Below are 19,681 nucleotides of genomic sequence, written 5' to 3' on the forward strand. Positions count from 1 at the left end.
CTGTTTCAGCGATTGGCGTCGAACAGCTCTGCCGTAAGGTCAAAGAACCGCTGCCGCCGCTCTGGGGTTTCCATCGGGATCTCATGCTCTGCGCCGGTAAACATTTCCAGCCGCCCGCCGCGCCATCCGGCCATCCGCAGATGCACCGGGGCCAGGTCCACCACCTTTTCCGCCGTGCCCAAAGCCGTCAGCGCCGGACAATCGGGGGCGGGTGCCAGCGACATATCACGGCACTCGGCCAGTGCGGTCTGCAGCCAGCCCATGCTGGGCCCGGCCAGCGCCAGTTCCGGACGCTCGACCACCTGCCGCTTCATATAGCGCCACATGTCGGGATCAGTGGTCAGCACATTGCCGCCAAAGTCCGCCTCTGCCACATAGCTTTTGTCCGATGTGCTGGGCGCAAGCCGGTGGGACTGACCGAACCAACCCGATATCTGCGCCATCGGCTGCGCAAAGGGCCGCATCCAGGCAGCCATGGCAATGCCCCACATCGGGGCCGAAAACGAGGCGGCCTTGACCGGCAGGCCGCGCATCAGGGACCGCAAGGCGATGGCTCCGCCCATAGAATGCGACAGCAGATACAAGGGTTCGGGCAACTCCAGCCGCCGGACCAGCGCCAGAACCGCCTGCACATCCAACTGATAATCCTGAAACTGGACGACATGGCCCAGCATGCGGTCGGGCAGCAACCGGTCGGCAAGCCCTTGCCCGCGCCAGTCGATTGCCACGGTTGCATACCCGCGCGCCTGCAGATCCGCGGCTGCCAGCCCGTATTTCTCGACATATTCGGTGCGGCCGGGAAACAGCAGCACGGTGCCTTTTGCCCCTACCGGCCAGACACCGGCGCGAATGCGCAGCCTGTCTTCGGTGGTCAGCCAGAACGCCTCCCCGCCCTCGGGGCCAAGGGCGAGGTCGGCATAGAAGGGTGCGGTAAGAAGCGGTGCCTCTGTCACCCCAGAACCGATCCCAGCTTCATGGCCAGACCCATGCTGCCATCCACAGCCAGTTTGCCCTGCATGAAGGCCATCGTCGGGTTCAGATCGCCGTCCAGGATGCGTTTGAACACATCGGCACTGGCGGTCATCGTCACCTCAGCCGGTTCGTCGCCTGCGCGCACGCCGGTCGGGTCCAGCATGATCGCACCTTCGCCTTCGATCACGAATTTCGCGACACCGTCAAAGCCGCCAGACAGCTTTTTCGACAGCACTTCGACGGCTTCTGCTACCACGTCGCTCATGTAACGTCCTCTCTGCCTTGTGACGGCTTGGATATGGTGTTCTTGCGACAATGCGCTACCATCATCATATGAAAGTTCATCGTCGGTTTCTCAATCCTACCGTAGCGGCACTTGTCGCAGTTTTTCTGCTGGCGACGCCAGCTGTCGCGGACGAACCGCTTGATGGGCTGTTCGACAAGCTGAAATCTGCCGATGCCCGCGCCGCCGCGCGGTTGGAGCGGGAAATCTGGAATGAATGGTCAAAAAGCGGTTCGCCGGCGATGGATCTTTTGTTGCAGCGCGGGCGTGATGCCCTCGCCGCAGGCAACACTGGCGAAGCGATCAACCATTTGACAGCGCTGACCGATCACGCCCCCGATTTTGCCGAAGGCTGGAATGCGCGGGCCACCGCCTACTATCAGGCGGGTCAGTTCGGCCCCTCGATCTCGGATATTGCGCGTGCGCTCACCCTGAATGACCGGCATTTCGGGGCAATGGCAGGGCTTGGCGCCATGTATGAAGAACTGGACAATCCGCAAAAGGCGCTGGAGGTGTATCGTGCAGCACTTGCTATACATCCCAACCTGCGCGGCGTATCAGTGGCGGTGGAGCGGCTGGAGGCAAAGGTCGCAGGCACGGATCTGTAACGGCAGGGCGTAAAGGCACCTAAAGCATGAGCGCGACCACCGGCCGGGTCACGGCGGTCCTTGGGCCGACCAACACCGGAAAGACGCATTACGCCATTGACCGGATGCTGGGCCACCGCACCGGGGTCATTGGCTTGCCCCTTCGCCTGCTTGCGCGTGAGGTGTATGACCGGATCGTTGCGCTGCGCGGTCCATCCGTGGTGGCGCTGGTGACGGGTGAAGAGCGCATCGTGCCCGACCGTACGCAATATTGGGTCTGCACGGTGGAAGCGATGCCTTTGGAAATCGGCGCCGATTTCGTGGCGATCGACGAGATCCAGCTATGCGCCGACCCCGACCGTGGCCATGTCTTTACCGACAGGCTTCTGCGCGCGCGCGGCCTTGTCGAGACGCTGTTCCTTGGGGCCGAAACCATGCGCCCGGCGATTGCCGGGCTGGTGCCGGGGGTCAGTTTCCTCAAGCGCGAACGGTTCAGCACTCTGACCTACACAGGTTCGAAAAAGATAAGCCGAATGCCGCCGCGTAGCGCTATTGTCGGGTTTTCGGTTGAAAACGTCTATGCCATCGCCGAGCTGATCCGCAGGCAAAAGGGCGGCTGCGCGGTCGTCATGGGCGCGCTTTCCCCCCGCACCCGCAATGCGCAGGTGGCGCTGTATCAGAATGGCGATGTTGACTATCTGGTGGCGACTGATGCCATTGGCATGGGCCTGAACCTTGATATCAAGCACATCGCCTTTTCCGCCACCGCCAAATTCGACGGCCGCCGGATGCGCGCCCTATATCCGCAGGAACTGGCGCAGATCGCGGGCCGGGCCGGACGGCACACCGAAAACGGCACTTTCGGTGTAACAGGAGAAGCGCGGCCCTTTGATGAGGAAATCATCGAGGCGATCGAAAACCACCAGTTCGCCCCGGTGCGCAAACTGATGTGGCGCAACCATGCACTGGATTTCGGCACTGTGGACCGGCTGATCCGCAGCCTTGAGGAACATACGTCCAACGAGTGGCTGACCCGCGCCCGCGATGCCGATGATGTGCTCGCCCTCAAGGCGCTGGTGGATATGGCAGAAGTGCGCGACCGCCTGACCAGCCCCAAACGCGTGCAATTGCTGTGGGATGTCTGTCGCATCCCCGATTTCCGCGGGTCAAGTGACAGCGACCATGCGGGGCTGCTGGCGCGAATATTCGAGTACTTGTGTGGCCGGGGTCTGGGCGGGGGCAGGGTGCCTTCGGATTGGATCGGCAAGGCCGTTTCCCGCATCGACCGGACCGATGGCGATATTGATGCCATTTCCAAGAGATTGGCTTTTATTCGCACCTGGACCTATATTGCGCAGCGCAAAGGCTGGGTCGATGACGAAAGCCATTGGCGCGACGAGACGCGCGCTGTAGAAGACCGCCTGTCAGATGCGTTACACGCACGACTGACGCAAAGATTTGTAGACCGGCGGACAAGTGTGTTGCTTCGCCGGTTGAAGCAGAAGGAGACCCTCGTGGCCGAGGTGAATGACAAAGGCGAAGTGACGGTAGAGGGCGAGTTTGTCGGCAAGCTGGAGGGATTCCGGTTTCGGCAGGATGCCAGCACGTCACCTGACGAGGCGAAGGTGATGGCGCAGGCCGCCGTTCAGGCGCTCAAGCCCGAATTCCACCTGCGGGCGGACCGTTTCTACAACGCGCCCGACACCGAGATGGATTTCACCGAGCAGGGGGGCCTGATGTGGGGCACCACCGCTGTCGGCAAGCTGATCAAGGGAGCCGAGGCCCTGCGCCCTTCGGTCGAGGCTTTTGTCGATGACGAAGCCGGGTTCGAAGTGGTGGAAAAGGTCCGCCGCCGGTTGCAGCATTTCATCGACCGCAAGGTGGCCGCGCAGTTCGAACCGCTGGCCGCGATGAGCCGGGACGAGACGCTGACCGGGCTGGCGCGTGGCTTTGCCTTCCGGCTGGTCGAAGGTCTGGGCGTCCTGCCGCGCGACGTGGTGGCCAATGATGTGAAAGAGCTTGACCAGGAGGCGCGCGGTGCCTTGCGCAAGCATGGCGTGCGTTTTGGCCAGTTCACGATCTTCCTGCCGCTGCTGCTGAAACCCTCGCCCACCCGCTTGCGTCTGGTCTTGTGGTCGCTGTGGAACGGGTTGGACGAATTTCCCGAAAGTCCGCCGCCCGGTCTGGTGACCATCCCCAATGTGGTCGAAGTGCCTAAAGCGCATTACACGCTGGCGGGCTACCATCCCGCCGGCAGCCGTGCGATCCGCATCGACATGCTGGAGCGTCTGGCCGATATCTTGCGCCAGAAAGACAGCCGCGCCGGGTTTGAGGCAACGCCCGACATGTTGTCGATCACCGGTATGACTCTGGACCAGTTTGGCGACCTGATGGCCGGTCTGGGCTACAAGGGCGAAAAGGCGGAACGCGCCAAGGTCAAGGCAGCAGAGCCGGTAGCGGTACTGCCCGCCGTTGATCCCGACGTGCCGCAAAACCCGATCCCGGAAGAGGTCTCGGTGCTTGCCCCGGTGCCAGAGGCCGAACCGGTGGAGCCTGACGCAGAACCCGCAGCGCCCGAGATGGAGTCGTTCTACACCTTCACCTGGGCTCCGAAACCGCGCAACGCCCGTCCCGAACGCGGCCCTCGTCCGCAGGGCGAACGGCGTGACCGGCCACAGGGCGACCGTCCGCAAGGCGAGCGTCCGCAAGGCGAGCGTCCGCAAGGCGAGCGTCCTCAGGGCGAACGGCCACAGGGTGACCGCCCGAAGAGCGACCGGCCAAAGTCTGATCGTCCACGCGGTGACAAACCGCAGGGCGATCGGGGGCCGCGTCCGCAGGGTGACGGCAAACCTTACGGGAAGGGCGATCGTGGCAAGGGCAAGGGCGACCGTCCTGACCGCAACGACAGCAACAAGCCGCGTCAGTTTGAGGCCCGCCCGCAGCGCGCTGACAAACCGATCGACCCTGACAACCCCTTTGCCGCGCTGCTGGCGCTGAAGGGCAAGGTCTGAGGCTTGGCGGGGCCGGGTGCCAAGCCCGCGCCCGACACCCGGCCGCGTCTGCGGCTGGACAAATGGCTGTGGCAGGCGCGGTTTTTCAAATCGCGCGCCCTGTCCGCAGAGGTGATCGAAAGCGGCCATTGCCGCGTGAACGGTCAGCGCACCCGCAAACCCGGCCACGGTATCTGCATCGGTGATGTGCTGACCTTTGTGCAAGGCCAGCAGGTCCGGGTGATAAAGGTTCTGGCGCTTGGCCTGCGGCGCGGCCCGGCCGCCGAGGCGCAGGCGCTTTATCTCGACCTTGACCCGCAACCGTTGCCAGAGGCGCTTGAATGATCCCCCGGCTTGCTCTAGCTAGTGACCCGACCCAGCCAAAGGCCTGATCTGATGACTTATGTGGTGATTGATAACTGCATCGCCTGCAAATACACCGATTGCGTCGAAGTCTGTCCGGTGGACTGCTTTTACGAAGGTGAAAACATGCTGGTCATTCACCCTGACGAATGCATCGACTGTGGCGTGTGCGAACCTGAATGCCCCGCTGACGCGATCCGTCCGGACACTGAACCGGATATGGATGCCTGGGTGTCCTTCAACCGCAAGTATTCCGAGATGTGGCCAGTGATCACCGTCCGCCGCGATCCGCTGCCCGATGCCGAGGCGCGGGATGGCGAAAAGGACAAGCGCGAGAAGTATTTCTCCGAAGCCCCCGGCGAAGGCAGCTGAGGCGGCAGAAGCTGACAGGGGCGTTACAGCACCGCCCTGACAAAGATTGATTCGGCAACATCGGGATCTAGATTCGGCGTAGCCATAAAAAAACCAGTGATTTCAATGCCAGGTGCCGGGCTTGCCCCAATTCGCGGCAGTTGGAATCAGGTGAATTTTGTGCTATACATATGTGACAAACAACCATGGACGCCTGACATCCGCTCGGCGCTGCTCGCCTGAGGTGGACATTCTTGTGACATCTGCCACCGCATCGCCGGGCCTTTTCAGGTCCGGGCGGTTCTTTTGTCGCCAGAGGGCCTCCGCTGTTAGGAAGCGACTGAATGACCAAGTCCAAACGACCCGAGTTCCGCCCGAATGAATTCGTTGTATATCCCGCCCATGGCGTGGGCAAGATCATGTCCATCGAAGAGCAGGAAATTGCCGGGTTCAAGCTGGAGCTGTTCGTCATCACCTTCGAGAAGGACAAGATGACGCTGCGGGTTCCCACCCACAAGGCCACCGAAATCGGTATGCGCGCCCTGTCGGCACCCGATGTGGTGTCCAAGGCGCTGGATACGCTGAAAGGCAAGGCCAAGGTCAAGCGGGCCATGTGGTCACGCCGCGCACAGGAATATGAGCAAAAGATCAACTCCGGCGATCTGATGGCCATTGCCGAAGTGGTGCGCGACCTGCACCGCAGCGATGATCAGCGCGAACAATCCTATTCCGAGCGTCAGCTGTATGAAGCGGCACTCGAACGCCTGACCCGCGAAGTCGCTGCCGTTTCCGGCGTCGATGCAGGATCTGCGGCCAAGACCGTCGATGACGTTCTTGTCAGCCGGGCTGCCTGATTTCAATGTGCCCTGACACAAAAGGCGGCCCCACCGGGCCGCCTTTTTTCATGCCAGCATGGCTGCTGCAGCGGAAAGCGCTGCCAGACCCGCCATTTGCTGACTGGCCCCCAGAATATCGCCGGTCTGTCCGCCGATCCGCGCCTTTGCAAAGAGGGCAACCATTAATGCCGCAACCGCGGCGGCCCCGCTCATCACCCCGGCCACCAGCCCGAGCGGCCCTGTGATCAGCATTGCCACAGCCACTGCACACAGCGCCGCCAGCCCCGATGGCCGCCCCACGGTGCGCGATAATCCATCCGCCCTTGCGTGGGGCAGGACAGCCATGATGACCGCCATCGGCGCGCGTGACATCACCGCTGCCGCCACGATCGCAGGGAACGCCCCTGCCGCCAGCAAAGCTGTCAGCGCCGACCACGCCGCCAGCGTTACCAGCAGCAGGGCCAGCGTGCCATAGCTGCCGATATGGCTGTCCTTCATGATCTCCAGCCGCCGGTCACGCGTCCAGCCGCCGAACAGCCCGTCGGCGGTATCGGCCAGCCCGTCCTCGTGCAGTGCGCCGGTGGTCATCGCGCCCACCGCCAGCACCAGCGCCGCCGCCAGCCCGACAGGCAGGCCAATCGCCATCGCCCCCCAGCCCGCCACCGCTGCCATCGCGCCCACCACCAGCCCCACCAACGGCCAGGCCCAGCAGGCCGCTGGTCGGTGATGCCGGGTTTGTGGAAAGGGCAGACGGCTCAGTAGCCCGAAGGCCGAGGCCACGTCGGCCAGAATCCACACAGGTCTGTCGCGTTCGGTGTTCACCCTGTCCCTTCCCGGCTGGAATGTTGCTGCAGCTGTCTGTAGCCAAGGACCCAGCCCCTTGCAACGCAGGACCCCAACATGACCCCGCCCTTCACCTCGCTCGACAGCTTCCGCGCCGTTCTGGCCGCGCAACCCGACGTCGACACGTCTGCCCGCACAGCAGCGGCGGCGCGCAATGGCCAGTTGACCAAACCGCCCGGCGCTTTGGGGCGGTTGGAAGATCTGGCGATCTGGCTGGCCGGTTGGCAGGGGCGCGAGAAGCCAAAGGCCGATGCGCCACAGGTGGTGATCTTTGCTGGCAATCACGGCGTTGCCGCGCGCGGCGTGTCGGCCTTTCCGCCCGAGGTGACGGCACAGATGGTTGCCAACTTCCGCCACGGCGGGGCCGCCATCAACCAGCTGTCGAAAGCCTTTGGTGCTGCGATGACCGTTCATGCGCTTGACCTTGACCACCCCACCGCCGACTTCACCCAAAGCCCGGCGATGACCGAGGCAGAGTTGACAAAAGCCCTGACCACGGGTTGGAACGCGGTGGACCCGCAGGCCGATCTGCTGGTGACGGGCGAGATGGGCATCGGCAACACCACCTCTGCCGCCGCCATCGTCGCTGCCCTGCTGGGTGGTGCCGCAGAAGATTGGGTGGGCCGGGGCACGGGCGTGGATGACCATGGCCTTGCCCGCAAGGCAGCGGCTGTCCACGCCGGGCTTGCCACCCATGCGGCCCTCCTGTCAGATCCGTTGCAGGTGTTGCGCTGCCTTGGAGGGCACGAGATTGCCGCCATGGCGGGGGCCATCGCCCGCGCGCGGGCCGAGCGGATTGCGGTGGTGCTGGATGGCTTTATCTGCTGCGCGGCGGCGTTGGTCCTGCAGCGGGCGCGGTCGGGTGCGCTGGACCACTGCCTTGCTGGCCATGTCAGCGCCGAGGCGGGCCATGGCCGCCTGCTTGCAGCGCTGGACAAACAACCGCTGCTGAACCTTGGCCTGCGCCTTGGCGAAGGTTCGGGCGCGGCCTTAGCCTTGGGGATCGTTCAGGGCGCGGTCGCCTGCCATTCCGGCATGGCCACCTTTGCCGAGGCGGGGGTCAGCGGGGCCTGAGCCCCGTTGGCCAGACTTCAGCCCTTGGGCATTGCAAGGGCCAACATCCGTCCGCCCTTTTGATACCGCACTTCCGATGCGGTGATTGCCTGCACCCGGCCACCATCAAGATTGTCGCCGACACTGACCTTGCGGTATCGGCCATTTGCCTGACGCACCAAGGCATAGCGCTTGGATTGCGTGCCATAAACGCCGATCAGATTGATCTTCGACAGGTTGATCGCATTCACAAAGGTAGCCTGCTTGGCGACATTCGCGCGAGTCGGAATACGCGGGACGGCGGCAGCGACTTCCGGCTCGTCATCGGCCTCATCCGCAGAGGGGCCCGAGCGGGCCGCAGGGGCCGCCGTTGAGGCAGAGGCCAAGGCATCCGGCGCGGCCCGGCGGGTCGCTGCGGCCACCGCCGCCTCGACGGCGCGGCTCAGATCGCGCGGGCGCGGGGCGGGCACGCGCGACACCGATACGGCCAGCGGGCTGATGCTCCCGTCACTGGCCGCCTCGGCTATGGCCATCTGCACCGCCAGCGACGCCGACTCAGAGGCCTGCCGCGCCGCCTCACCTGCGGCGAGAATCGCCGCGGGGCGCAAACGCGGGCGCAGACTGGCAAACCGGCTGTCCTCGGCCGGGGCAAGCGAGGCATCATCCTCACCCGAGGCTTGCGGAGCAAGTCCTTCGGGGCGGGAGCGCGGGCGTGCCGTTGCCAGCGTGGGGTCAGCGGCAAAGGTTTCGACGGGCAGCAGATCGCCGTTTGGAGCTGGGGCTGTTGCTTCGGCAACGGCCCCGGTGATTGCGGCTGCCGAAGCATTCGCTGCCTCGGCCGGGGCAACGACGGCCGTCGCTGTCTCGATCAAAGCCGCTGCCGCAGCGGGGCGCGGCGGCGGCACAAGGGCCGGTCTGCCTGCTACCAGCCGCACCCCTTCGGGGGTCATGATCCCCTCGGCGGTCGGCACGATGCGGCCATCGGCGTCGAACTGATACACCGTGCCGAACGGCGGCGGTGGCATCTGGGCTGCGGGTGGCGCATCGCCCTGCGCGGCGGGCGCGGGCAACACCAGCGGATCGCTCAGCGCGGGCGGCGCATCCATGCCGGCCAGAAAAATCTCGTCCTGATTGGCCGGGTCGGGCTGGATCGCCTCGGCCACCACATCCTGCATGCCGGTCTGCGGCGCGGGTTCCGCGACGACGGGATCAGCAGCGGCAACCTCCTCGGCAGGCGCAGTTTCGGCCACAACCGCTTCCACTTCTGCGGTGGGCGCGACATCAACCGCCTCTTCGGTCGCGGTCAGATCGACATCCACCGGCAGATCCGCAGGTTCCTGCAGATCGGCCAGCATCTCGGCCTCTGCATCCGGCAGTTGACCATCCGCAAGCGCTTCGTCGTCGACCGCGGCAAACTGCACTTCGGTCGCCGGATCATCGCCAGCGGCGATGATGAAGGACGACCAGGCCGCAACCAGCGCCAGCAGCAACAAAAGCACAGCGGTCAGGATCAGCCCCAGATACTTTGGCTTGCCCCGCTGTGGCATCGCCCGCGCGCTCAGACCCTTGGCAATCGCATCCGGCGACACCGGCTGCTGGCGCGCCAGCGATTGTGATGCCGCCCGGACCGTGGCGGCAGATCCGTCAAGCGGTGCTGCCAGGGTCGACCCTGTGGACAAACCCGCAGGCCGGACCGCGCCGGGTGCCGCACCATTCAGCGCAGGCTTTTTCTTGCGGGTGCCGGGAATGCTGGGGGCGGTGACAAGCCCGCCAAGGCCGCGAAACCCCTTGCCGGTTTTGCCTGCCACAGCCGCCGAAGGCATCGGCGGGTCGCCGGGAAGCCGGGGGGGTGGCGGCACCGGATCGTCATAGCTGAACTTCGGGGCAGGGCGGGCGGCGGCGGGCCGCTCTACAACCGGCTTTGGCGGTGCAGCGGGGCGCGGGGCTGCCGGTTCCATCGGCCGTGCCGTGCCCGCGTCAGACCCGGTTGCCGCCCCCAAAGGGCGTGGCAGGCCTTCTTGTCTGCGGCTGGCAAAGGCCGTCAGCGCCGCTGCCGAAGGGGGCGGCGGCAGGTCGTCGGCAGGGGGCGTCCGGGACGCCAGCGACGAGGATCGCACACCAGGCGGCATCGGTGGCACGTCATCCACCCCGTCCTCGGCTGGCACGTCCACCGCCATCGGGGCCTCGGGCTCATCTGCCGTGGCCTTTGCCAACACGTCGCCCCGATGGCTTTGTTGTTCCGGCGTAGCGGGGGCAGTTGACGCTGGCGGTGCGTCCGGGGAAACTCTTGCAGCCTGCTCTGAGCGCGCAAAATCGGGGCCTGCCGGAGGAAGCGGCGGCAGGTCCGGCTCGGTCACCGGCATGTCTGGCGGGGTCACGGGGGGCGTCACGGGTTGCGACGGCGGCAGATCAGGCTCTGGCGCAGGGCCGGGCAAGGGCTCGGGTGTCGGCACCGGGTCGGGTTCCGGCAGGCCGGGGTCTGGCATCTCCGGCTCTGGCGCGGTGGGGCCCGGCATCTCTGGCCCTGGCAGATCCGGAGCCGCCAGCAGCGCTGTGTCCGCGACTGGCGTATCCGGTGCCGGAGTCTGTGTGAACACCGGTTCAACCGGCATCGGCCGCACAGGGGCGGCTGCAAAGTCCGCCGCTTCTTCGGCAAAAGCTGCCACGTCGGCGCGCGGCTTTTCCTGTTTGATGATCTTGACGGGCACCGCATCCGGCTCGACCTGCTCACCCGCCTTCAACAGGCTGGGGGCCAGGGCCGAGGGGCCAAAAAACGGCTCTTTGTCAAAGCCGGTATCCGGGCTGGCGACAAAGGCGACCGGATTGAACTTGTGCTCGGTCGCAAAACCTTCTGCCTCGCTCAATGTCTCGCGGGCCACCACGGCCACGGTCACGACCGGGCCGGTGCCCGACCAGTCATAGATCAGTTCGTCCAGCGCATAGGGCGTGCGCCCGTCCAACGCCGCTTCGATCTGCGTGCGGCGGCTGGCCTCATCCGGGCCAGATGCCTCGATCTGCAGATACAGGATCTGCGACTCGGGGATGATCAGCTTGGTGGCAATGCCCTTGGGGGACAACCCCTCAGCCGTGGCGCGCAAATCGCTTAGCGCCGCCGACAGATCGGGGGTGTCAAAGGCCACAGTCCCCACATCGCGCCACCCCCGGGAAGTCCGGTGCAGGAGCGTGATGCTGTCTTCAGTCAGATTCAGGGCAAAACTGGGTGTCATGTTCGGCGTCTAGCATGAGGATACAAGCTGCGGATACCGCCTCTTGCTGGCTAAGTCTTTCCTACAGCAGCTTTCCGCCGAAAGAAAGAAAAAGCCCCGTGATGCGCCAAGGATCGCCTTGCGCCCTGCGTTTCATAGCCGGAAACTGATTGCATCCGAAGGAGAAGACCCCATGCGCATCCTGCACGCCGTTCTTGTCGCCACCCTGCTGTCGGCCACCGCGCTGACAGCGGTTCAGGCCCAGACCGCCCCTACGACCGCCGCGCAGATTACCGTGACCGGTGAAGGCGTTGTCGACGGCATTCCCGACATCGCCACCCTGTCGCTGGGTGTCACCACGATGGGCGAGACGGCGGCAGCCGCCATGGCCAGCAATACCGAAGCGCTGACTGCCGTGATGGCCCGGCTGAAAGCGGCAGGGATTGCTGACCGCGACATGCAGACCACCAACCTGTCGATCAATCCGAACTGGACCGGCTATGACAATGGCGCGCGTCAACGCATCGACGGCTACACCGCCTCGAACCAGCTGACAGTGCGCATCCGCGAACTGGAGGGTCTTGGCGCTGTGCTTGACGCCGCCATTCAGGATGGGGCCAACACCCTGAACGGGCTGAGTTTTGGCCTGTCCGAACCGCGCCCTGCGATGGATGCCGCGCGCAAGGCGGCGGTGGAAGATGCCCGCGCCCGCGCGACGCTGCTGGTCGAAGCCGCCGGGGCCAGCCTAGGCCCCATCGTGTCGATCACCGAAGGCGGTGGTTACATGCCACCACAGCCGATGTTCCGCCAGTCTGCTGATTCTGCCGGCGCGGTGCCGGTGGCGGCGGGCGAAGTCGCCACCACCGCCTCGGTCACCATCGTGTTCGAGATCGCGCAGTAGGCGCGCATCGTGCCCTGCCGGGCGATCCTTTTGGTGCGCCCGGCAGAATGACTTAGGATCATCATGTTGTGAGCCAAAGCTCAGGCAGTGGCTGCCGTCATCGCCTGATCCAGATCGGCAATGATATCGGCTAGATCCTCGATCCCTATCGACACCCGCACCACATTGGGCCCGGCACCTGCCTTGATCTGATCCGCCTCGGCCAACTGGCGGTGCGTGGTAGAGGCCGGGTGGATGATCAGGCTGCGCGTATCGCCCAGATTGGCGACATGGCTGAACAGTTTCATGTTGTCGATCAGCTTGACGCAGGCGTCATAGCCGCCCTTCAGCCCAAAGGTGAACAGGGCACCAGCGCCTTTTGGGCAGATCCGCGGGATGCGGTCGGCATAGGGGTTGCTGTCCAGCCCGGCATAGGTGACCGTTTCCACACGAGGATCAGCCTCCAGCCAGCGGGCCACGGCCACGGCATTTTCAACATGCCGCTGCATCCGCAGCGCCAGCGTTTCGATCCCCATCAGCGTGTAATGTGCGCCTTGTGGGTTCATCGTCATCCCCAGATCGCGCAGGCCAACGGCGATAGAGTGGAAGGTGAAGGCCATCGCCCCAAGCGCCGGATGGAAGGCCAGCCCGTGATAGGCGGGCTCTGGCTCCGACAGCGATGGGAACTTGCCGCTGGCCGACCAGTCGAACTTGCCCGAATCGACCACCACGCCGCCGGTGACCGTGCCATTGCCGGTCAGGTATTTGGTGGCCGAATGCACCACCAGCGTCGCACCATGCTCGATGGGTTTGCACAGGTAGGGTGTGGCCGTGGTGTTATCCACGATCAGCGGCAGGCCGACCTTGTCGGCAATGGCGGCAATCGCATCCAGATCGGTGATATAACCGCCCGGATTGGCAATCGTTTCGCAGAAAATCGCGCGGGTGTTGTCATCCACCGCCGCCTCAACCGCCGCCAGATCGTCGAAATCGACGAATTTTGCTGACCAGCCAAAGCGTTTGATGGTCTGGCTGAACTGCGTGAGCGTTCCGCCATACAGCCGGGTAGAGGCCACGATGTTCAGCCCCGGCCCCATCAGCGGAAACAGCGCCATGATCTGCGCCGCATGCCCCGATGAACAGCAAACCGCCCCGGCCCCGCCTTCAAGCGCGCAGACCCGGTTTGCCAGCGCCGACACGGTGGGGTTGGTCAGGCGTGAGTAGATGTACCCGACCTCCTGCAGGTTGAACAGTTTGGCCGCATGATCCGCATCGCGGAACACATAGGCCGTGGTCTGGTAGATCGGCACCTGCCGCGCGCCGGTCGCCGGGTCCGGTTCGGCCCCCGCGTGAATGGCCAAAGTGTCAAAGCCATAGCTGGTTGTGTCAGTCATCTGCTGTCCCCCCTCGGAAATCTGCGCGGAAACTAGCCGCGATTGATGCGCCCATCAACTGCCGCTGTTTCCGGAACCGTCCGGAACGGGCTGGCACTTCTGTCATGCCCGTTGATCCTTTGCGCTGCCCATCACCACGAACGTGGTGATCGACTGAACCTGGGGCAGGGTGCCCAGCACCTCGGTATGCCAGTGCTTGTATCCTGCCAGATCCGCCGCCTCGACCCGCAGCAGGTATTCGACGGTGCCGGTCACGTTATGGCATTCGGTGACCTGTGGGGCACGGATGACGGCGCGTTCGAAGGATTCCTGCGCGGCCTTGGAATGGGCATTCAACCCGACCGTGACATAAGCGATGAACCCCACCCCCATGGCCGTCGGGTCCAGCACCGCGCGGTATCCTTTGATGATGCCGCGCCGTTCCAGTTCTTGCACCCGGCGCAGCGTGGCGGAAGGCGATAGGCTGATGCGGGCGGCAAGGTCCAGATTGGATTGTCGGCCATCGCGGGTCAATTCGCGCAATATCTTTTGGTCTGTCTGATCTATCTTCGTCATTTGTTGCACAACTTGGCAGAGGACGCCGCACATTGCAATTTCATGCTGTGGGCAACATGGCAGTGTCGCGCCATGACATATGATCTTCTTACCGCACTTGTCGGCTTTGCCTTTGTCACCTCGGTCACGCCGGGGCCGAACAACATGATGCTGCTGGCGTCGGGTGCAAACTTCGGCTTTCGTCGCAGCCTGCCGCATATGCTGGGGATCAGCCTGGGCCATGCGCTGATGGTCTTGCTGCTGGGTCTGGGGCTGGCGCAGGTGTTTGTGATCCTGCCATCGCTGGGGCTGGCACTGAAGATCGCCTCTGTCGTCTATATGCTGTGGCTGGCGTGGAAGATCGCCCATGCTGCCGCCCCGAAAGAGGGGGTCGTGGGCGGGCATCCGTTCAGCTTTCTGCAGGCGGCGGCATTCCAATGGGTCAACCCCAAGGCCTGGGCCATGGCGCTGACGGCGGTGACCGTATACGCGGCCGGGCAGGGGGCGTGGGCGATGCTGACGGTGGCCGTGGTCTTTGCGCTGGTCAACCTGCCCTCGGTCTCGGTCTGGACGGTTGCTGGCCAGCAGTTGCGGCGCTGGCTGACCACCAACCGCCGGTTGCAGGTGTTCAACTGGACCATGGCGGTGCTGCTGGTGGCATCGCTCTGGCCCATCCTGCAGCTTTGACGCAGCCTCGTTCAGCGCAGCCACAACCCTTCACGTTTCAGCGTATTGCGGATCACCTGTTCGCGGTGGGGCAAATTGGCGCGGTCAAACAGCGCCCGCGCCCGGCGGCCCTGATTTTGCAGCACCATCGCCTTGACCGGCGGATGGTCACGCAGCACCCGGCGCAGCGGGGGGTCTTTGGCCACCGCCTCCAGCACTTCAACCGCGCGGTCGCTTTCACGGGCGTAAAGCAGCGGCAAGGTGCGATAGTGGCAGGTCACAGCGCCATCAAGTCCCGCAAGTCCCAAACCGGGCCGACCGCCGCCAAAGGAATGGATCACCAGCGGCAGCGCCACCTGATCCAGCCAGGGGTCAAGCTCTTGCAACGCCAGCTCTGGCGGCGGGTCATCGCGGATCGACTTGGCATAGGTCAGGAACCTTGTGCCAAACCTGCGCGGGCTGTCGTGAAAGAACCAGCCGGCGTTGAAATACAGATAGCGCCGCCAGTATTCATCGGGCTGGCTCCGGTCCAGCGATGTGGCAAAGTTCAGCCCGAAGCGGTCATACAGCGATTTCCAGATTGCGCCGTAGCCCGGCCCGTACAGCTCGATCTTTGGCCATGTCCCTTCCCGCCGCATGCTGGCGGAGGGGCAGGTAAAGTCGAACTCCAGCCGGGCCAGATCACCGGTGATCAGCGTATCTGTGTCCAGAAACAGGAAGGGCGCATCGGGCAGGGCGGCCAGCGCCTCGATCTTGTTGCCATAGGGGTAGTCCTGCCCGAAGACCCGCGACTCGAACGGCAGAATGGTCGCGCCCAACCCTTCCAGCACCGCGCGCGCCCCGGCGGTCATTCTTGGATCGGTCTGCCACAGCGGCCCCGGCTGCGGCTCGCAGATCACCAAGCGGCCCGCAAACCCCGGGTTGGTCAGCCGCAGCGACCCTGCCAGCAGGATCGCCTCATATTGCAGCCGCCCGGCCTGACCGATGGCCATGACGGTGTAAGCCTGTCGCTGCATCGGGTCGGGGTCGGGGTCGGGCATCGGGGTTTCCAAAGACTGCATTGCCTGCACCGCAGGCAGCTTTTCCTGTGTCTAACGGGGTTTGCAGATCTGGGAAAGCCTGCCCCGGACAGGTGCGCGATCTGTGACGGGTTCCGATATTGCGAATGGTTCGCAAAACTATTGACATTGAGAATAATTCGCATATATTTCAATTCACAAAAAAGCACCTGGACAGGACACCTTTCATGCTGGCGCGACGCAGATTTCTAGGGCTGATGGCAGGGGTCCTGGCCCCCGGTTTGGCCCTTGCCCCCCGCTTCGCCCTTGCCAGTACGCCGGACGCGCCCAGCATTGTGGCCACCACCGGCATGATAGCCGATGCCGCCCGCGCGCTGACCGGCCTGCCTGTCACGGCCCTTATCGGGCCGGGGATGGACCCGCATGGCCACCGGCCCACCCGCAATGATATTCTGACGCTGTCGCGCGCCGATCTGGTGCTGTGGCACGGGCTGAATCTTGAGGCGCAGTTTGCCACGCTGATGGCGGGCCTGTCGCAAAAGACCACCGTACTGGCTGTGGCGGAAACCCTGCCGGCCGATCTGCTGCTGACCGATCCGGCCTATCCTGACCGCCCTGACCCGCATATCTGGTTTGATCCCGTGCTCTGGTCGCAGGCGACCGAAGCCATGGAGCCGACGCTTGCCGCCCTCGCGCCTGACGTGGCGGCCCGGGGGGAGCAATACCGCGCCGAAGTCGACGCTATCGCGCGGTATGCCAAAGAGGTGCTGGACACCATTCCGGCCTCATCACGCCTGCTGGTCACCGCGCATGACGCGTTTGCCTATTTCGGTCAGGCCTTCGGGCTGGAGGTTGAAGGTGTGCAGGGTATTTCCACCGATTCCGAGGCCGGGCTATCGCGCATTGCAGATCTGGTCGATCTTCTTGTCGACCGGCAGGTGCCCGCAGTGTTTGTCGAAAGTTCGGTCTCTGACCGTGCCCTGCGTGCGCTGATTGAGGGGGCTGGGGCCCGGGGCCACACCGTGCGGATCGGGGGCGAATTGTTCTCGGATGCCATGGGTTCGGAGGGCAGTTATGAAGGCACCTGGGTCGGCATGATGGATCATAACGCCACGACCATCGCCCGCGCGCTGGGCGGCACCGCGCCAGAGCGTGGGGCATCAGGGGCGTTGGCCGCCCATGGCTGATGATGGCGCAGGCAACCGGCCGGTACAGGCCAAAGACCAGACCGCGCTCATGGTGCAGGGCCTGACCCTGCGTTACAATGATGTGCTGGCGCTGGACGGTGCCTCGGCGCAGTTCCCCATCGGCAGCATGACGGCCATCATCGGCCCCAATGGCGCGGGCAAGTCGACCTTTCTGAAATCCGTGCTCGGTCTGGTCGCGGCAGAGGGCACGGTTTTGGCCTTTGACGGGCCGGTGGCACAGGCCATGGCGCGCATCGCCTATGTGCCGCAGCGCGCGGCGGTTGACTGGAGCTTTCCGGTCCGGGTGATCGACGTGGTGCTGATGGGGTGCTACCGCAAGACCGGGCTTCTGGGCCGGATCGACCGCCGTATGACGGCGCATGCCATGGCGGCGCTGGCGCGGGTCGGCATGCAGGATTTTGCCCGCCGCCAGATCGGTGCGCTGTCGGGCGGCCAGCAGCAGCGGGTGTTTTTGGCTCGGGCGCTGGCGCAGGGGGCGGATCTGTTCCTGCTCGACGAACCCTTCGCCGGGGTTGATGCCGCGACCGAAGCCGCAATCATCTCGGTGCTGAAGTCCTTGCGCAATGATGGCGCGACGATTGTCGCCGTGCATCACGACCTGACAACCGTGGCCGCCTATTTCGACAGGGTGCTTTTGATGAACCGCCGGACCGTTGCCGAAGGCCCGGTCGCCGCAACCTTTACCCGTGCAGCGCTTGCCCAGGCCTATGGTCCCGCCCTGATGCTGGACCCGACCGGGAAGCTCGGCGAAGAGCCCTCCGAAAGACCTGCCGCATGATCTGGCAGGCCCTTATGCTGCAAGCCGGTTACAATGCCGCGCTGGTCAGCCTTGGGGCCGCCCTGCTGGGCGCTGCTGCCGGGGCGGCGGGTGCGTTTCTGACCCTGCGCCGCCGGGCGCTGATGTCGGATGCGATGGCGCATGCCACGCTGCCAGGCATTGGCCTCGCTTTTCTGGCGATGGTGGCGCTTGGCGGCGATGGCCGCTTTCTGCCCGGGCTGATGCTGGGCGCGGCCCTGACCGCAGCCGCAGGCCTTTGGGCGGTGCAACGCCTTGCCCGCCAGATGCACGAAGATGCGGCCACGGGGGCGGTGCTGGCCAGCTTTTACGGTGCGGGCATTGTTATTCTGACGCTGATCCAAGGCCTTGGCACTGGCCGCCCGGCGGGGTTGGAAACCGTGCTTCTTGGCTCAACCGCCGGGATGCTGCGCGCCGACGCGCTGGTGATCGGCTTTGGCGGTCTGGCGGTGACCTGCGCGCTCTGGGCGCTGCGCCGCCCGCTGGCGATGGTGGCCTTCGATCCGCTGCACGCCCGGATGATGGGCGTGAGCCCGCGCCGGATGGATGCGGCCCTGATGGCGCTGGTGCTGGCCGTGGTGCTGGTCGGGCTGAACGTGACAGGGCTGATCCTGATCGTGGCGCTGCTGGTCACGCCCGCCGTGACGGCAAGGATGTGGAGCACGACCGTTATCGGCACCGCCATGCTCTCGGCACTGATCGGGGCGGTCTGCGGCTATACCGGGGCTGCCATCTCGGCCGGGGTGCCCGACCTGCCCACCGGCCCGGTGATCGTGCTGCTGGCGGCGGCCGTCTTCGCACTCACGCTGCTGATCCGGGGACAGCGCGATGGATGAATTCCTGCTGTTTTCGCTGCCGCCGATGATGATCGCCTCGCTTGCCGCCATCGCTTGTGTGCTGCCCGGCAACTTCCTGCTGCTCTCGCGCCGCGCCATGCTGGGCGATGCCATGAGCCATGTGGTCCTGCCCGGCATCGTCGCCGCTTTCCTGCTGACCGGATCGGGCAGTGGTGTGGTGATGGGGGCAGGGGCGCTGGTTGCCGCGGGATTGTCGGCCCTGCTGATCGAATGGGTAACCCGCCGCGCGCAGCTGGAGCCGGGGGCGGCGATGGCCGTGGTCTTCACCACCATGTTCGCGCTTGGCGTGGTGCTGCTGGAAACCACCGGCACATCCGGAGTGCACCTTGATGTCGAACACGCGCTGTACGGCAATCTGGAAAGCCTGATCTGGCTGGGCGCCCCCCCGCCCGAATTGCTGCGCCTGTCCCTGATCGCGGCGGTCCTTGCCTTCGCGCTGCGGCTGGTCTGGCGCCCGCTTGTGCTCGCCACCTTCGACCCGGTGTTCGCGCAGACGCAAGGCATCCCCGTAGCCTGGCTGCGCGCTGGCCTCACCGCCGCCACCGCCCTTGCCGCCGTGGCCGCATTTCAGGCGGTCGGCTCCATTCTGACCATTGCCATGCTGATCTGCCCCGCCGCCTCGGCCCGGCTGCTGACCCGCACTTTGCCTGCGCAACTCGCGGCCTCGCTCGGCTTCGCCGTCGCCTCGGCGCTTTGCGGTTACATCCTTGCCGGCTATGCTCCCCTGTGGGTGGGGTTGCCCTTCACTCTCTCGGCCTCTGGCATGATCGCCACGGTCTCCGGCCTCATGCTTGCCGGGTCTGCGCTGATCGCTTCCCATCGCGCCCGTGCGGCCCTATAAAG

19 protein-coding genes are annotated in these 19,681 nt (G+C 64.9%); 12 read left to right on the plus strand and 7 right to left on the minus strand.

Features of this window, described 5'->3' with window-relative positions:
* Positions 1–5: 5 nt before the first annotated feature.
* Positions 6–953 (minus strand): alpha/beta fold hydrolase, encoded by a 948-nt coding sequence (locus EEB11_RS09300; RefSeq protein ID WP_135430557.1) that lies wholly within the window; start codon positions 951–953, stop codon positions 6–8.
* Complete coding sequence (locus tag EEB11_RS09305) at positions 950–1,237, minus strand: SCP2 sterol-binding domain-containing protein (protein WP_135430560.1); 288 nt, start codon at positions 1,235–1,237, stop codon at positions 950–952. The genes EEB11_RS09300 and EEB11_RS09305 overlap by 4 nt, the downstream gene beginning before the upstream one ends.
* A 68-nt stretch (positions 1,238–1,305) precedes the next feature.
* Here EEB11_RS09305 and EEB11_RS09310 point away from each other — a divergent pair, with 68 nt between their 5' ends.
* The 5 genes from EEB11_RS09310 to EEB11_RS09330 all read left to right on the plus strand — a co-directional run bounded on the left by EEB11_RS09310 (position 1,306) and on the right by EEB11_RS09330 (position 6,400).
* A complete protein-coding gene (locus EEB11_RS09310; RefSeq protein WP_135430790.1) occupies positions 1,306–1,863 on the plus strand; it encodes a tetratricopeptide repeat protein in 558 nt (185 codons plus the stop codon).
* Between the two features lie 26 nt (positions 1,864–1,889).
* Positions 1,890–4,853 carry a helicase-related protein gene (locus EEB11_RS09315; protein WP_245298839.1) on the plus strand — a complete coding sequence of 988 codons (2,964 nt, stop codon included), beginning with the start codon at positions 1,890–1,892 and terminating at the stop codon, positions 4,851–4,853.
* Between the two features lie 3 nt (positions 4,854–4,856).
* Positions 4,857–5,177: an RNA-binding S4 domain-containing protein gene (locus EEB11_RS09320; RefSeq protein WP_354002091.1), complete on the plus strand. Its 321-nt coding sequence runs from the start codon at positions 4,857–4,859 to the stop codon at positions 5,175–5,177.
* Positions 5,178–5,228: 51 nt separating this feature from the next.
* On the plus strand, positions 5,229–5,567 hold the full coding sequence (fdxA, locus tag EEB11_RS09325) for a ferredoxin FdxA (RefSeq protein ID WP_135430564.1): 339 nt from the start codon (positions 5,229–5,231) through the stop codon (positions 5,565–5,567).
* Between the two features lie 323 nt (positions 5,568–5,890).
* Positions 5,891–6,400 (plus strand): CarD family transcriptional regulator, encoded by a 510-nt coding sequence (locus EEB11_RS09330; RefSeq protein WP_100197925.1) that lies wholly within the window; start codon positions 5,891–5,893, stop codon positions 6,398–6,400.
* Positions 6,401–6,448: 48 nt separating this feature from the next.
* Here EEB11_RS09330 and EEB11_RS09335 read toward each other — a convergent pair whose 3' ends face one another.
* Positions 6,449–7,204 carry an adenosylcobinamide-GDP ribazoletransferase gene (locus EEB11_RS09335; protein WP_245298840.1) on the minus strand — a complete coding sequence of 252 codons (756 nt, stop codon included), beginning with the start codon at positions 7,202–7,204 and terminating at the stop codon, positions 6,449–6,451.
* 78 nt (positions 7,205–7,282) lie between these two features.
* Between EEB11_RS09335 and cobT the strand changes: the two genes are divergently transcribed.
* Positions 7,283–8,299 carry a nicotinate-nucleotide--dimethylbenzimidazole phosphoribosyltransferase gene (cobT, locus tag EEB11_RS09340; protein ID WP_135430568.1) on the plus strand — a complete coding sequence of 339 codons (1,017 nt, stop codon included), beginning with the start codon at positions 7,283–7,285 and terminating at the stop codon, positions 8,297–8,299.
* Between the two features lie 17 nt (positions 8,300–8,316).
* Here cobT and EEB11_RS09345 read toward each other — a convergent pair whose 3' ends face one another.
* Positions 8,317–11,505 carry a hypothetical protein gene (locus EEB11_RS09345; protein WP_135430572.1) on the minus strand — a complete coding sequence of 1,063 codons (3,189 nt, stop codon included), beginning with the start codon at positions 11,503–11,505 and terminating at the stop codon, positions 8,317–8,319.
* 172 nt (positions 11,506–11,677) lie between these two features.
* On the opposite strand from EEB11_RS09345, the gene EEB11_RS09350 reads away from it, so the two are divergent.
* Positions 11,678–12,385 (plus strand): SIMPL domain-containing protein, encoded by a 708-nt coding sequence (locus EEB11_RS09350; protein WP_135430575.1) that lies wholly within the window; start codon positions 11,678–11,680, stop codon positions 12,383–12,385.
* An 80-nt stretch (positions 12,386–12,465) separates the two neighbouring features.
* On the opposite strand, the gene EEB11_RS09355 is transcribed toward EEB11_RS09350, so the two are convergent.
* Positions 12,466–13,758 (minus strand): O-acetylhomoserine aminocarboxypropyltransferase/cysteine synthase family protein, encoded by a 1,293-nt coding sequence (locus tag EEB11_RS09355; RefSeq protein ID WP_135430579.1) that lies wholly within the window; start codon positions 13,756–13,758, stop codon positions 12,466–12,468.
* Positions 13,759–13,860: 102 nt separating this feature from the next.
* Positions 13,861–14,313, minus strand: coding sequence for an Lrp/AsnC family transcriptional regulator (locus EEB11_RS09360; protein WP_135430582.1), 453 nt, complete (start codon positions 14,311–14,313; stop codon positions 13,861–13,863).
* A 72-nt stretch (positions 14,314–14,385) separates the two neighbouring features.
* Between EEB11_RS09360 and EEB11_RS09365 the strand changes: the two genes are divergently transcribed.
* The gene (locus EEB11_RS09365; RefSeq protein ID WP_135430585.1) at positions 14,386–14,979 is read left to right on the plus strand and encodes a LysE family translocator; all 594 of its coding nucleotides are present in this window, start codon (positions 14,386–14,388) and stop codon (positions 14,977–14,979) included.
* An 11-nt stretch (positions 14,980–14,990) separates the two neighbouring features.
* Here EEB11_RS09365 and EEB11_RS09370 read toward each other — a convergent pair whose 3' ends face one another.
* Complete coding sequence (locus tag EEB11_RS09370; protein WP_210134400.1) at positions 14,991–15,998, minus strand: GT-B fold glycosyltransferase domain-containing protein; 1,008 nt, start codon at positions 15,996–15,998, stop codon at positions 14,991–14,993.
* Between the two features lie 206 nt (positions 15,999–16,204).
* Here EEB11_RS09370 and EEB11_RS09375 point away from each other — a divergent pair, with 206 nt between their 5' ends.
* The 4 genes from EEB11_RS09375 to EEB11_RS09390 are packed head-to-tail and all read left to right on the plus strand — an operon-like array spanning position 16,205 to position 19,679.
* A complete protein-coding gene (locus tag EEB11_RS09375) occupies positions 16,205–17,164 on the plus strand; it encodes a metal ABC transporter solute-binding protein, Zn/Mn family (RefSeq protein ID WP_135430588.1) in 960 nt (319 codons plus the stop codon).
* A complete protein-coding gene (locus EEB11_RS09380) occupies positions 17,157–17,963 on the plus strand; it encodes a metal ABC transporter ATP-binding protein (RefSeq protein WP_135430591.1) in 807 nt (268 codons plus the stop codon). Before EEB11_RS09375 ends, EEB11_RS09380 begins: the two co-directional genes overlap by 8 nt.
* Positions 17,960–18,817: a metal ABC transporter permease gene (locus EEB11_RS09385; RefSeq protein ID WP_135430594.1), complete on the plus strand. Its 858-nt coding sequence runs from the start codon at positions 17,960–17,962 to the stop codon at positions 18,815–18,817. Before EEB11_RS09380 ends, EEB11_RS09385 begins: the two co-directional genes overlap by 4 nt.
* Positions 18,810–19,679 carry a metal ABC transporter permease gene (locus EEB11_RS09390; RefSeq protein WP_135430597.1) on the plus strand — a complete coding sequence of 290 codons (870 nt, stop codon included), beginning with the start codon at positions 18,810–18,812 and terminating at the stop codon, positions 19,677–19,679. The genes EEB11_RS09385 and EEB11_RS09390 overlap by 8 nt, the downstream gene beginning before the upstream one ends.
* The last annotated feature ends 2 nt before the right edge of the window (positions 19,680–19,681 follow it).

The sequence above is a fragment of the Pseudotabrizicola sediminis genome (assembly GCF_004745575.1).
In the GTDB taxonomy this organism is placed as follows: domain Bacteria; phylum Pseudomonadota; class Alphaproteobacteria; order Rhodobacterales; family Rhodobacteraceae; genus Pseudotabrizicola; species Pseudotabrizicola sediminis.